The sequence below is a fragment of the Treponema sp. OMZ 799 genome, assembly GCF_024181365.1.
Lineage (GTDB): Bacteria > Spirochaetota > Spirochaetia > Treponematales > Treponemataceae > Treponema_B.
On the sequence record NZ_CP051301.1, the window covers coordinates 232,563 to 247,120 of the forward strand.

General features: G+C 39.1%; 11 protein-coding genes. 1 reads left to right on the forward strand and 10 read right to left on the reverse strand.

What is annotated here, in order from left to right:
- Positions 1-61 precede the first annotated feature (61 nt).
- The 3 genes from E4O04_RS01015 to E4O04_RS01025 form a co-directional block, all read right to left on the reverse strand.
- Entirely contained in the window at positions 62-1,963 is a 1,902-nt protein-coding gene (locus tag E4O04_RS01015) for an IdeS/Mac family cysteine endopeptidase (RefSeq protein WP_253709121.1), read from the reverse strand.
- Positions 1,964-1,975: 12 nt separating this feature from the next.
- Positions 1,976-2,689 carry an InlB B-repeat-containing protein gene (locus E4O04_RS01020; RefSeq protein ID WP_253709123.1) on the reverse strand — a complete coding sequence of 238 codons (714 nt, stop codon included), beginning with the start codon at positions 2,687-2,689 and terminating at the stop codon, positions 1,976-1,978.
- A 283-nt stretch (positions 2,690-2,972) separates the two neighbouring features.
- On the reverse strand, positions 2,973-4,487 hold the full coding sequence (locus E4O04_RS01025; RefSeq protein WP_253709139.1) for a lipoprotein 17-related variable surface protein: 1,515 nt from the start codon (positions 4,485-4,487) through the stop codon (positions 2,973-2,975).
- A gap of 207 nt (positions 4,488-4,694) precedes the next feature.
- Between E4O04_RS01025 and E4O04_RS01030 the strand changes: the two genes are divergently transcribed.
- Positions 4,695-5,780: a leucine-rich repeat domain-containing protein gene (locus E4O04_RS01030; protein ID WP_253709142.1), complete on the forward strand. Its 1,086-nt coding sequence runs from the start codon at positions 4,695-4,697 to the stop codon at positions 5,778-5,780.
- Positions 5,781-5,868: 88 nt separating this feature from the next.
- Here E4O04_RS01030 and pcp read toward each other — a convergent pair whose 3' ends face one another.
- The 7 genes from pcp to E4O04_RS01065 form a co-directional block, all read right to left on the reverse strand.
- On the reverse strand, positions 5,869-6,522 hold the full coding sequence (gene pcp / locus E4O04_RS01035; protein WP_253677662.1) for a pyroglutamyl-peptidase I: 654 nt from the start codon (positions 6,520-6,522) through the stop codon (positions 5,869-5,871).
- A 14-nt stretch (positions 6,523-6,536) separates the two neighbouring features.
- Positions 6,537-7,535, reverse strand: a complete 999-nt coding sequence (locus tag E4O04_RS01040) for a DUF979 domain-containing protein (protein WP_253677663.1) — start codon at positions 7,533-7,535, stop codon at positions 6,537-6,539.
- Between the two features lie 4 nt (positions 7,536-7,539).
- Entirely contained in the window at positions 7,540-8,202 is a 663-nt protein-coding gene (locus E4O04_RS01045) for a DUF969 domain-containing protein (RefSeq protein WP_253686263.1), read from the reverse strand.
- 101 nt (positions 8,203-8,303) lie between these two features.
- Positions 8,304-9,497: a tetratricopeptide repeat protein gene (locus tag E4O04_RS01050; RefSeq protein ID WP_253709145.1), complete on the reverse strand. Its 1,194-nt coding sequence runs from the start codon at positions 9,495-9,497 to the stop codon at positions 8,304-8,306.
- A gap of 49 nt (positions 9,498-9,546) precedes the next feature.
- Positions 9,547-11,202, reverse strand: coding sequence for an ATP-binding cassette domain-containing protein (locus E4O04_RS01055; RefSeq protein ID WP_253709147.1), 1,656 nt, complete (start codon positions 11,200-11,202; stop codon positions 9,547-9,549).
- The gene (locus tag E4O04_RS01060) at positions 11,202-13,016 is read right to left on the reverse strand and encodes an ABC transporter permease (RefSeq protein ID WP_371922270.1); all 1,815 of its coding nucleotides are present in this window, start codon (positions 13,014-13,016) and stop codon (positions 11,202-11,204) included. Before E4O04_RS01060 ends, E4O04_RS01055 begins: the two co-directional genes overlap by 1 nt.
- 104 nt (positions 13,017-13,120) lie before the next feature.
- Positions 13,121-14,446 carry a hypothetical protein gene (locus E4O04_RS01065; RefSeq protein WP_253686255.1) on the reverse strand — a complete coding sequence of 442 codons (1,326 nt, stop codon included), beginning with the start codon at positions 14,444-14,446 and terminating at the stop codon, positions 13,121-13,123.
- Between the last annotated feature and the right edge of the window lie 112 nt (positions 14,447-14,558).

The following is a 14,558-nucleotide window of genomic DNA, read 5'->3' on the forward strand; positions in this document are numbered from 1 at the left end:
AAAATATATCCGCAGCGCATTATCAGCGTGCGGACATTGTGTTTCTAAAAACTCACAATTTTCAGTTCGCGGCATCCAGCCATGCTTTAAATTCTTTTTTTGCCGATTTCATAACAGCTACTTCTTCAATGCGGGTGTCTCCCTTATCGTTCGGAGCAGCATAGTTTATTTTATGCGGTATTCCATCAGGATAATATACGCCGAATTTTACAATATGCGAGTTTCTGTCATTGGAATCGGAAGTCCACAGTTCAACGATGTTATCGTCTTCGTCAAAAACAACGCCCCAAACGGTAACGACATGCAGCGGATCGATAATATTGGTTTTCGGTTTTATAACAACGGCAATAGCATGTCCATCATTTAAAGCACCATTTATCATATCTTCAAACTCTTTTTTGTTATGCGCGTAACGGACTTCTATCAGCTTGTTTAAATCTTCCTGTCCCGTAAATACGTCTTGCACAATACCGGGCGGAGCAATCTTTTGTGAACCGTTGGAAACGCCGCGTAAATACCAATTAACGGCGGTGTGTAACTGTAACCCGACATCGCCGTACCCCTTGCGGAATACATTTGCAATGCTGCTTTTATCTTTTTCGCCTATATCGCCTAAACCGCCCTTGTATTCGCCCGTGTAATATAAATATTCGGCTTTACCGGATGTAATTCCTTTTTTTCGCATATAGCGTTCAAGGTTGTCTTTGTTTTCCCGCATCCACCAATGTAAAAGGTCGGAGGTAGACATTGCCCAGCACATATTGGCATCCGTAACCGAACGATAGTTTTGCGTGTAGCGGAGCTTGCGGGCATTAAACCATGTAGTATGTGCGGTTTCTTCCCATTTGCGGTAACGCACATCAGTTCCCGTTTCGGTTTTAATTTCGCCTTCCGCCGGAGGTGTAATGCCGTGCACCCACTTTGTAATAAGCTTGGGGTCAACGAGGTTTGGAGTTTGGGTAATGGTCAGCTTGTGTACTGTTTTTTGTTGTTGCTTTCCTCGCCTAGCCGGTTCTATTTTTGAAACAGTCAGCGAAACCATTCTGGGCACGGGTGCTTTATTTTCTGAGATACGGAGCGTAAGCGTTTCTTTTTTTGTGTTTTCGCCTGATTTTTCCACAGTCAGCCAAGGTACTACAGGATTAACCGTCAGCACATACTTGGTACTGTTATATTTTTTTTCAATAACAAGCGTTTCGGTAAAAGCATCGCGGCTGTGTTTTATTTCCTTTTTACCTTCAACCTTAAAAGTATAATCGTCTTTAATGTTAAAGTACATAGTGTACTCGCGTCCGTTTGACGCTCTCGCCGTGATTTCGGCATTTCCGATGCCGTTTACCGTAATAATTCCTTCGGGGCTAACGGAAATATCGCCTTTTTTTACCTCGTATTGCAGGTTTTTGTCCGAAGCATCGGGCGGGTCGAAAACGGGGATAAGCCGATACGGTTTATTCAGTTCAAGATTCATAGAATACGTTATCGCAAATTCCGTACCATCTTGTGTATCTTTTCCCTTAAAAGTTATATTTTTGACGGGAACCGTACCTTGATCGGAAGATGCCGGCACTTGTCCCGAAGCAGGATTTTGCTTAAACAATACCTTTACCGATGCATCGGAAGTAAGTTTTACCGCCGCAGTTAAATCACCCTCGTTTCTTCCCGATACTATCTCACCGCCTTTAACATTCCAGCCTGCTACTACATAACCCTCGCCCGGTTCAGCGGTAAAAACTACGGTTTTGCCGCTTACGGCTTTTGCACCGGATGCAATGCTTTTTCCGTCAACCGCCGCCTTAAGCCGGCCGCCTCCGCCTTCGACTTCAAACTGTACCTCATATTTTAACGTCTCCGGCTTTATAGGGGCCGAGCATCCGAGTGCCAAAACCGAAATAAGGGCAGCCACCCCGAAAAGGTTTAAAAAAAGCCGGCCCCTTGGTCTATGTTTTTTTGTATATTGTTTCATAGTATAATCCGTTTAATGTATAAAATTATCCTTATTAAAGGTAACGTTTATTGTTGCCGTTTGATTTTCCAGCTCTAAATTCTGTACTTTTACATTTTCTAACTCTATCGTCCAGTCGGCAGGAAGCGGTAACGGCGATATCGATGTAAATTTGATTAACCCGCTGCCGCCTTGATTCGGTAAAAAAGACAGGGTTTTGGTGTTAGGATCATAGCTCATCCGTCCAAACTTAGAGTTTCCTAGTCCCAATGAGCTATCAAAAACAGTAAGAGTATTACCGTCACTTATTACCAGATAGAGCTTTTCGGATTTCCCGCCTTTAGTTTTTTTCAGTATACCCGCAGCCTCCCAGTTAAGATTTTGAACAAGATATTCCTGAAACATTACCTTCACTTCCGTGTCTTTTTTTACGGTCAGCTCGGCGGTTTTTTTATCGGACGATACCTTTAAACCTTCGCCGCTCCACCCCAATATATAATACCCCTTACCGGCTTTTGACGGTGTTGCGGTAAAGATAATTTTCGTTCCTTCATATACTTGGCTTCCGCTGTGAATGGGGGCACCGTTGTCCTTTCTCTTTGCGGTAATGGTACCTCCCGCCGAAGGTTCGGCACTATAAGTAACCATGTATTGCTTGAGCGTTGATGTATTAGGGCAGCCTATTAAAAAAAATAAAACTGAAACTAAAACTCCCGCGCCTATTAACTGTGTTTTAATTTTTTTCATATTAAAATCTCCTTAAAAATATTATTTATAACTATAATTTTTGCGCATAACGCGTAATATATTATACAAGTTTTCCGCCTTCCAGCCGTTTGTATGCATAATGGCGTATCTTGTTTTTCAATGAATACAGAGCACAAGATAAGCTGCTTATATGCTTTTATGTTACCGTATTTTTTGTCTCCGTATTTCAAATAAAAACTCCTTCGCAATTACGGATTATATCCTAAAAAAGGCCGTGTTGTAATTTCGACAATCTTGCCGCCGCACAACTGCATACTCACCTTTAATTCCCGATGACATATTCCGGACTTACTTCCAAAGCGATTTCTTCGCCTTCACCGGTAAAGTTTATATGTACTTTGAGTTTATCGCTTCCGCTTTCTTTATTCAAATAAACATATTTTATAAAAATATGTTTACCGTCCGCCGTTTTTGAATAGGATATAGGCTCGTTAAAGGCTAAAACGTCTTCAGGTTCCCTGCCGTTTACTTCCAAATAAAATGCGGAAACCGCTGTCTTTTGTAAGGGATTTTCCAGCGCAAACATCGTCATCTCTCTTTCGGTATCGTATTGTTCCGATAAAAAGCGGTAGTTTTCAAAAACTTTATGTTGCCATTTTTGACGCGAATTTGGGTCATCTTTTACCTTTACGGAAAAATTAAATAAAGACGCTATATTGTCTTTAGGAATCTTTTTAAACCCTGCCGCCTTTGCCGTTTTTGTTACGGTTATGCGCCGTACGGAAGGGTCGGGTTTGGAAGAAAGCATTTCTGCGATTTGTTCCTTTTCGGCAATACAATAAGTTATTTCCAGAGTTCCTTCAATATCATCCGCCTTTATACCTTCATTTTCCGGATGAAATAAAGCCGTGTCCATCTCCATATTGAATTGTCCGCCCTCCCGATTATAACGGGTCATAATTGTTTGTATATGGGCATCATTTATAAGACGCGCAGGTGTTACCCTAAGGTGCTTTGCAAAAGCATAATATTCCGAACCGAACACATCGGCAGATACATTGATAATGCCGTCATCGGTTTTGTTTATAAGATACCTAAACACATCTTCTTTCGAAAAATAGGGCTTTGTAAGGTCGGCTCCCAAGCGTGCAAATAAAGCACTTCTATCCGTTTCTGTTGAAGTTTCAATGCCGCCAGCCTCTTTTTTTAAGTATTTAACCTTATACTCTGGTTTTATTTTTATTTTATCGCCGTTTTTTTCCAATGCCGCGGCTAAGCTGTAACGGTCATGAACTCCCAAACTGAGAGAGCCGATATTATCATCACTGAAAGACAGCTTTTTTAAAAGAGCGGAGTTATGAGCCGCCTCCGAAATAAAGGTATCAAATGTTTTATTGTGCTCTATAGCGTCCGAAAAATCCAATTCCGCTTCACTGAGCGAAGGAAAAATCTTTGCATAGGGATTTTCAAAACCTGTAAAGGTTAGTTCTTTTTCAAAGGGCTTTCCGTCTTTTGTGCCCTTTACCTTTACGGTAAATGTTCCGGCTTTATCATCGTAGGCGGTAACCGTGTTTCCTGAAAAGGTCAGCCCCGAACCCGCAAAAGGAGACATATCACGGATTTTTTTTGCCGCATCGGAGGCGGTTATATGTCCCTTTGTTAAAGCAAAGGCGCTCATAATATCCTCTTTTAACAAATCGCCCGGCTGTATCTGCGGATTAAGCGGTGCATTTGAGTTTATATCAGTTTTCGGTATTACCGAATTAGGGCATCCCGCAAATAAAAAAATGCAACATATTATAGCAGCTGCCATTATATTGTTTAATATTGTTTTCATAAAACTCCTAACATAAATATATCATTTTAACCAGACATTAACAAACAGAGAGCGAATTTAGTTACAAGAATATTAATAATTTTCTCTTGATTTTATTATTTTTTAGATTTAGATATATAATGTTATTATAGATAATTACAATTGTTGTAAATTAAGCTAAAAAATTTATTCTAACCAAAACCTTTGATATTTATAGGAGATTAAATTATGAAAAATATTGCAAAATATACAGTTATAAGCATATTTATTCTTATGCTGTACACCGCCTGTCCCCATAAGAGAAACAACCCCGACTCACAGGATTCCGTTCCTTCCGCACCCTATGTCGAAGGCGGTATTTCGCTGGTAGTAAGTCGGGATAAAAAGACGATAAATATTAACGTAAAAAGCAGTAACGGCACACCGATTGAACTCGAAGAATGTACCGCATCTTCCGTTCCGCATGATACATACGAAAATGTAACGGCAAAAAACAGAATCATCATCTTAAAGCCTCAAACCGGTGCCGATATTATAGGATTAAACTGTCCTAACCAAGCCGTGCTGAAAATAAATGCCTCAGGATGTAAAACGCTTACAAGCTTAACCTGCAATAAAAATCTGCTGGACAGCCTTATTCTTCCTGCCGATTCGCAGTTAACCCATTTAGCATGTGCGGAGAATAAACTTACTGCTCTTAATATACAAGCATGTAAAAACCTTGAAAGCCTTGAATGCGGAAAAAATAAGCTGACATCGCTCGACCTCAGCGGGTTAAACAACTTGACTAAAGCGGAGTGTTGGCAAAATAATCTTACCGAACTTAAGCTGACCGGCTGTACCGCTTTAACAAAGCTTGACTGCGAAACCAACAATTTGTCGGCACTTAATCTCAGTAATTTAACGGCTTTGACAGAAGTAAACTGTAAGTCAAATAAGCTTACAGAGCTTACCGTAACCGGCTGTACCCAATTAGCAAAACTGGATATAAGCGGTCTTAATCAGCTGCAAACCGTATTATGCCATGGGAACAAACTGAACGAGATAAATATTACAGACTGTACCGCTTTAAAACAAATAGAGTGTTATAACAATGACTTGAATAAAGACGCCTTTACAACGCTTTTAAATACCCTGCCGGATAGAACTTCCGCCGAGACGGAGGGGAAGGCCGTATTGTACAAAGAAGGCGAAACGGGTAATGTAACCGATTTTACAACACCGGAAGCTTTGGCGAATGCAGTTACCGCTGCTAAAAATAAAAACTGGAAATTGTACAAAAAAACCGGCACGGATACGGACGAAGAAATATAAAAATCAATACAAAACCGCCGATTAAGGTATTTAACCCTAATCGGCGGCTTTATTATAAGTTAGAACAACGCTTTTAAAGCTTTTAACTTTAGCAAATTTTGCCGCCCGAAACCTTTATATCGGCATCGTTTTCGACAATGGCTTCTATTGCAAGTTCGATTCCCCTTACAATCATCTCAAGGCTCATCGAGGGAGTTGTTGCAGGCTTTCCGACAGCCTGTTCGGGCAAAAACGGAATATGAATAAAGCCGCTTTTCATCGGCTTGCCTTGGGCTGTTCTTGCGGCTGCAATATGAGCAACACCGTAGCAAACATGGTTGCAGATAAATGTCCCTGCCGTATTCGATATTGAAGCAGGTATTTTGCCTGCCTTTACCTTCTCGACAATGGCCTTAATCGGTAAAGTAACAAAGTAGGCAGCAGGGCCGTCTTTTACAACAGGCTCATCAATCGGCTGATTGCCTTCATTGTCGGGAATTCGGCAGTCGTCAATATTTATACCGATTCTTTCTACCGAAATATCGGCACGGTTTCCGGCTTGACCGATACTTAAAACAACATCGGGATTTTCTTTTTCAATCATTTCTTTTATCTTTGCTACGGATTTTCCGATAACGGTCGGAATTTCCAGCTTGATAATTTGTGCTCCCAAGATTTGATTGGGAAGGAGCTTAATCGTTTCGAGGGCGGGATTTACCTTTTCCCCTCCGAAAGGATCAAAACCTGTAACTAAAATCTTCATTATATCGCTCCTAATTAAAAGGCAAGAGTCAGCATCAAAATAATGTGAACAATAATCAAAGCAAAGGACATAAAGGCTTGTGCTTTTATCAGGGTATATTTGTTTTCGGTTTCCAAAATTGCTGCAGGAACAATGTTAAAGTTTGCAGCCATGGGTGTTAAAAGAGTACCGCAATATCCGCAGGTCATACCGAGGGCTCCTACAATTGCAGGGTTGCCGCCCTGTGCAATTACAAATGGAGCACCTACACCGATTGTGATAACGGTAAAGGCAGCGAAAGCATTACCCATAATCATTGTAAAGATTACCATACCTAAGCAGTATGCAATAACACCAAGGACCGGAACACCCTGAGGAACAATACCGCTTGCAAAATGGCCTATGATTTTGCCGATGCCGGCTGTTGCAAAAATTGCACCCAAAACACCGAGAAGCTGGGGAAGTAAGCTGGAAGAACCTACCTGCATAAGCATCTTTGATGTATCGTTAATAGATTCCTTCATCTTAGGTTTGGTCAAAAGAACCGCAAAGATGAGGGCAACGATAGAAGCTATACCGACAACCTGAGCTGTAGTAAATCCGAAGATAATTTCTTTTCCGGCAGCATTTGTTCCGAGAGAAATTTTAAAGCTCTTCATCTGTGCCAAGAACATGGCGACAACACCAATCAAAACGGCAGGTATAAAAATCTTATTTCCGACCTTTTTAGAATTTTCTACAATTTCTTCTTTTGTAGCAGAAGGAATATCTGCAACCTTTACCTGCTTTGTAAGAGTAAGAACACCAAGACCTACCAATAAAGCGCCGATGATGGCTCCGCCGTAGGGCACATTGAGTACAAGAACCTTTCCGAACATAAACAAGAGACCCAAAATTCCCCAAAACAAGAATGTTCCGATAGGATTCTTTTTATCTTTTAAGGAGATTACGGCTGTAATAATTGAAACAAGACCGCAAAGACCATATATAATTTCATCGATGATCATGCTGTTATTATTAATAAAACTAAACATCAGCCTACTCCCCCTTTCTAAGTGATTTTTCAAAAAGCCAGCACTGTATCAAGGCTATAAGAACCATTGCAACACCTGCAAAAATTGAGTACTTAGCTACATCCGTATTTGTAATATCAAAACCCTGCTCCTTTAGTGTTCCTGTAATTAAAAGAACACCTGATGCAACAGGGAAGATATTTTGACCGAAAAAGTTTCCGTAGTTTTCGGAAGCACCTGCAAGGCCTTTAATTTTTTCGATGTCGTCCTCGGTAAGCTTTATATGTTTTTGAGCCGCACCTTCAGCCATCGGGAGGATTAAGGGTCTGATAAACTGAACATGACCGCCCAACCTGATCGAAAAAGCCGAAGCAATTGTCCTTATAAGAATGTAAAGCCAAATAACCATACCCGCACTTGCACCCTTAATTTTTTTAATAAAGTCTGCAGCACGCTCTTTTAACCCATACCGCTCCATAATTGCAATTACAGGGAAAGAAACAAAGAACAAACTCATGTAGCGGTTGTTTACAAAACCTGTTCCGATAGCATTGAGAACTTCAACAAAACCCATCTTTGCAATCAAGCCTGTTACAAGTCCCGAAATCAAGACTACTGCAACTACATCGAGCTTTAAAATAAAGCCGACGATGATAATAACAACGCCGATTAAAACCAAATAGTTCATAAGACACTCCTTTTATTGGTTTACAAAAATTACGGCTCATCACCTATAATTTTATCCGGCGCATTTTATCAGAAATATGAATATTTGTCTATTATAAAAAATTAAAAGCTGCAATTAAAATAAGAATCGAATAATTGATCCATATCAAAATCTACATCTTTAATCAAAGCAATTTGGAATATTATTCCATTACCTTTTTGATATATTGCATTTACCCAAACATAATTATACTGATTTAAATCCGTAGCTTGAGGGAAAACCAGAGCATCTACAATCTGAAAATCAGCACCTAATTCCTCCTTAAGGGTATAACTCTGATCGATTTTTGAAGCATATATTTCACGCAAAGACGGTTCTTTGCCTGCAAGCTTTTGAGAAGTTTGATGAATAAAGGCGTAGACTGAGTCCATTTCTGTTGGCTTATTTTCTTTTGCATAAGCATAATAAACAAGGCCTGAACCGTCAGTAAATTCAAAGGCTTTTTCGACCGATATTCCAAATTTTTTTGGCGGCTGGATCTCTTTAAGATATGGAACAGACTTAACATTTAATCCATATTTTTGAAATTTAAAATTTGCTTTTTTTAAGGCCTCTTTTTCTTTTTTTTCTGCAGTTCTAAGCATATCAATATCTTTATTGGAAATTCCATATTCTTTTAAGATTAGGTCATCCTTGATTTTTGAATAACTCATCCTTGCTAAGTTATAATCTCCGAGCTTATAATAACATGCTGCAATAAAATATAAAGCCTGAAATGCATAATGAGATTCATTTTTCATATATAGATTGAACGCATATTTAAAAAACTCTAAAGCTCGAACTTCTTTACCGTTATTGTATAATAATAAGGCCAATCCGTAATTTCCCTCAGGGTTGTTTTCATCATTAGCCACAACATGAAGATATGCACTGATTGCTTTATCAATCATTCCATTTTCTTCATAAGCAAGAGCAAGGTTAAGATGCAGCATAATATCCGATACCTTTAATCTTTGTGCATCTTTTATGGCTTTTTCAAAGGTCTTTATCGCCTCAACATTTTTGCTTTGCCTGTAATATATAAGTCCCAGAAAATTAGAGGCATCAATAAAATCGGGGTCGAATTTAAGGGCTTTTTTGAAAAACTCCTCAGCTTTTTCAAAATTTTGTGCTTCATAATAATTCGTTCCTTCCTTATAAGCCGCCTCAGCATTTTTATTTCTGGTAGGATTAATCATATCATGATTAATATCCTGAGCAAAAACCAAACTTGTTATTAACAACAAATAACACAAAAAAAAGATAATCTTTTTCATACTTTACTCTCCTCGTAAAAACTTGATTATATTAAAAAACATACAGGAATTAAACTTCTTTTTCCAAGGAGCCCAAAGAAATCAACCTCTGATTAAGTCCCGAAAAGATCATAATTCTGTCGCTTTCAATATCGAAGTTTATTTTTTCACCTATCTTGTAGGCTATGTTTAAAAATACTACACCCGTTAAAAGAAGGTTCCCTATCTTTATTTTTACTGTTGTTTCCATACCTGTGGGCATCGAGCTGTAGATTGTTCCGGTAAGTTTTCCGTTTTCGTGTATTTTAATAAATTCGGGACGGATGCCGAGAATAAAATCTTTTTCGCTCGGAGCTGGCGAATTTAAAGCAAGCTCGGTTTCGTCGGTTTTTGCAATATGATACTTAAAGGGCAAAATCTTATTTTCTTTTTCGGCGTTTTTTGTACGCTCGGCTTCTTCTTCCCTTTCTTTTTTAATTTCAGCTTCCGTTTTTAAAAGCCATTCTTTATAATCGATTTTTTGTGCAGGTTTAAATTTAAATTTTAAACCTTCTAAACAAGTTAAATTAAAATCTCCGTCTTCACCGGTCTCACCTACGGCTTCTACAAAATTTATAGAGGGGTTACCTATAAAGTCTGCCGTAAAGAGGTTTACGGGTTTTTCGTAGATGTCCAAGGGAGCATCATATTGCTGCAAAAGGCCGTTATCCATCAAGCATATCTTTGTAGCCAAGGTCATAGCTTCGAGCTGATCATGGGTAACATAGATAAAGGTCGATTTTGTGTCCAGATGAAGGCGCTGCAATTCACTGCGCATTTCAAGACGCAGCTTTGCATCGAGGTTTGAAAGGGGTTCATCCATAAAAAGAACCTTAGGCCCGGGAGCCAAGGTTCGGGCAATGGCAACCCTTTGCTGCTGTCCGCCTGAAAGCTCGTTAGGATACCTATCCATAAACATTCCGATTTTTACGATGCGGGAAACTCGGCGGACTATTAAGTCTATTTCTTCGTTTTCGAGTTTACGCACTTTCTTTACAACTTCACCATTTGAATCTACAAGCTCATAATTTGCATTTACTGAAACTCCGTTCTTTTTATGCCTATCCAAAAGAGCAGCTCTTTTTTCATCCAAGCCGGAAAGTATTGTCTTTATTTTTTCTTCCCGATTATCAAGTATTTCAAGTCCGTAAGACAAAACGGTTTTTGCCGTATGCTCTGAGACGATAAACCCATCGATAATTTTAATTAAGGCAATTTTTTCGTCCGGCTTTTTACCTGCTTTTTTATCTTTAACTTGAGAATCGGAAATAATTTCGATAAGTTTTTCGCTTTCACTTAAAATCTTTTTTAAATCGTCTATTCTTTTAATTTCAAAGTCGCAGAGGGGCATTTCTTCTTTGATATTTTTTAAGCCGAAACTTATGTTTTCATAGACGGTCATATTCGGCCAGAGGGCATAGTTTTGAAACAAAAAGCCGACCTTTCTTTTATTTGCAGGAATGTTTATGCCTTGTTCGCTGTCAAAAACGGTTTCTCCGTCGATTATTATCTTTCCGCTTGTCGGTGTTTCAAGACCGGCAATCATTCTAAGTGTTGTTGTTTTGCCGCAGCCTGAAGGCCCCAGCAGAGTAATAAACGAATTATTTTCTATAGTTAAATTTAAATTATCCGTTCCGTAAAATTTCCCCCATCTTTTGGTAAGGTTTTGTAAAATTATCTCAGGCATTATCTTCCTCCTAGTCCCGAATCAATTCCAGCCTTTGTAAGTTTGTTTAATCCAAAGTTGACGGCCAAAATAAATATAATTAAAATTAAGTTGATTGCACTTGAAAAGGCGTATAAGCCCATTTCGTCATAATAGTCCAACATGGTTGTGCTTATCTTGGACTGACTGCACAAAAGCATAAATAAGCTTAGCTCTCTAACGCAGGTTATAAAGGGTAAAAGATAGCCGCTTAAAATTGCCGTCTTTTGAATAGGAATTATTATCCTTGTCATGCGCTTATGCCAAGGCGTATCCTGTATCAAAGCCGATTCTTCTATCTCGTTGCTGATTTGAAGCATCGAGTTAAGAGAGCTCCTCGACGAAAAAGGAATGTACTTAATTGTTCCGACTATTATCAAAAGCAAAAATGTATCATAGATGCCCATCATCGACCCGAAGATAAAGAATGCTATACCTACAGCGAGAGAAGGCAAAAGGTATGGCAAAAAAGCTATGTCGTTTACATAGTTTGCAAATTTGTTTCTTCTGTGCTTGCTTACTGCATAGCCTATTAAAAGACCTATTGTTCCTGCAAGCAAGGCACAAGAAACGGCAACGAGTATGGTTCCTCTAAAGCTCATCCAAAAGGCCCGGTTATATAAAATACCGAACTGGCCGTACATACCGACATCTTCTGCAGAGTGATGAGTCCACCATTTTAAGGTCAGGTTTGCAAAGTCTCCGGTTCTAAAAAAACTGTAATCTCCCGGGTTGGGTAAAAATGTTTCAAAGGCAAAGGAAATAACAGGATATATTCCTGTAAATAAGGTAAAGATAATTAAAATTGCAGGAATTAAATATTGTCCGATTTTCCCTACATTTACCTTGCTGACCTGTCCGCTTTTGCCCGTGATTGTGGTATAGTTTTTTCGGGACTTCATACTGAGCCTGTTTGTAATCAGAATTAAAATTCCAAAGACCATCATCACTACGCCGATAATGCTCGCCTGTCCCGTCCTTACAACCTTTAAGTCTATGTATTTTGTAGAAAGGGTTGTCAATTTTAAGTAGTGTGGAACGGGATAGCTTCCCATAGCACTTCCGAATACGAGCAAAATAGTAGATAGGATTGCAGGTCTTAATAAGGGAAGGGTTACCTTGCGGAATATCTTTGATTTTGAGGTATTTAAGATCAAGGCTGCTTCTTCAAGGTTGGAGTCCATATTTTTAAATATGCCGCCTATTAAGATATAGGCAAAGGCCGCATAGTGCAAGGACAAAACAACTATAGAAGGGAAAAGGCCTTCTGCCCACCATGCAGGCATCGTAATGCCGAAAAGCCCTGCAAGAATTCCGTTAGAGCCTCCCGTAACGGCTGTGCTCTTAAAAAGGTTCATCCATGTAAGAGCTAATGTCCACTGAGGCATTATATATGGAAAAATAAAAACGATATTCAGATATTTTTTACATTTTATATTTGTACGCGTAATCAAATATGCAAAAACGCCGCCTATTAAGATAGCTCCTATGCAGCTGAATATCGCAAGCAGCAAGGTATTTGTAAGCGGGCTCCAAAAATTTCTTACAGCAAGAGAGCCGGTAAAAATATCCTTCCAGTTAAAAACGGTAAAGCCGTCAGGCCCATGCATGGCATCTATAGTACCGGGGTGAACTGTAATTGTATCCAAAAGAATAGTTACTATCGGAGCTATAGTCGTAACAGAAAGCACAACACCGAATATAAGCAATATCATATTTTGCGGCTTTCTAAAAAAATCTTTGCTTTGATTTAAAAATACGGCACGCGGAATTGTCTTAGTCAAAATCTCCTCCAATAAAAACAAAGGTTTCCGCCGTTTTTAAAATTAAGACAGCGGAAACCTATTTATAAAAACTCTTTTTAATTACTTAAATAAGAGCAAATGTTAATTAACCGCTATTAATTTCTTAAAGAGCTTATCCATTCACCTACGGTAAAGGTTACGCTTGCACAGTATACGGGGTCTTCGACAATTAAGCCGCCTTTTCCTTCTCCTGTCCACCAGTCATAGCCCCTGTCGTTTTTGGCAGGGAATTTATTTATCTTTTTGATTTCGCCTTTTACTTCTTCATCAACATAGCCGTCCATGCTGTGGTCCTGATTGATAGCAGGGTTGGAGCTGTATCCGCCCATATCCTTTCCCCAAGGATGGAAGCCTTCTTTTGTAGTTACCATGTAGGCGATAAAGGCACAGGCAGTCCAAGGAAGAGGTGCATTGTTTAATACCTGCAAATAGTGCTTATAGGCATAACCCCCGAAGCCCTTATATCCGTCCTGATAAGCTGCAACAGTGATATTGTTTACTGAAGATTCGTCAGTCTCTTTAATAGAGCGCAGTTTGGAGTAAACCAATAAACCTGTTTGATCCTTAGAGGATTTTTTTACCAGGTCTACACTGATGGGGCCGTCATCGGTTTTTAAGTTAAATTGAGAAACAAAAAGCTTAATCCAGCCGAGAGCGTACTTGCCGTTTTCGCTTAAACCGAGCTCCTTAGCTGTTTTTTCCAAGCTGTCTACAACGGGTTTAAAATAAGCCTTGTCCGTTTCAGGCAAAGCATCATAGGCGGCTTTTACAACCTTTGAGTACTTTTCGTGAGTAAGCATAAGCAAAAAGTTCTTTCCGATAGGTTCGGATTCCAAACCCATAAATAAGGGGCTTTGACCTTCTTTTACAAAATCCCATACGTTTAAAAACTTGTTTGAGGCTTCTACGTTATTGTACATAAAAACCTTGTTCAAGGTCTGCAAGGCCAAGGGATTTCCGTTTTCTTTCATGTCGGTTCCTTTAGACTCTTTCCACTCTTTAGGAACAAAGTTATGCAAAATACCCGTATCAATCATCTTAGACTTAATCTGGGCTCCATCCTGGATAAGGGTCATAGAAAATTCGGGCTTAACGTTTTTGTTATCGTTTGTAAGCTGATCAAAGATAGTATTGTTCTTAGGCTGGGACCAATCTATTTTTCCTGTATAATCTGGATATTTTGCCTTTATTGCTTCAACAAAGGTTTCGCCCGCAGTTTTACCCCGGCTTGAGTTCCCCAGACCTTTTAAAACCTTTCCGTTTGATTCTTGATAGGCTTTTTCGAAAAGCTGATCAAGGGTCATGCCTTCGGCTTCCTTTATTACCTTAAGAACAGCGTTGTTCTTTTCCGATTTGCCGCCGCAGCTTGTAATTGCAAGCAATAGCAGTGCGATCGATAATGCTGAAATGATTTTTTTCATTTAAAATCTCCCTCAATATATGTATATCTTTCTATAACTATAGTACATATTCTTTAAATACACAAGAGCCTCTTATAAAAGTAAAAAATATTTTAAAATTTAAACTTACATT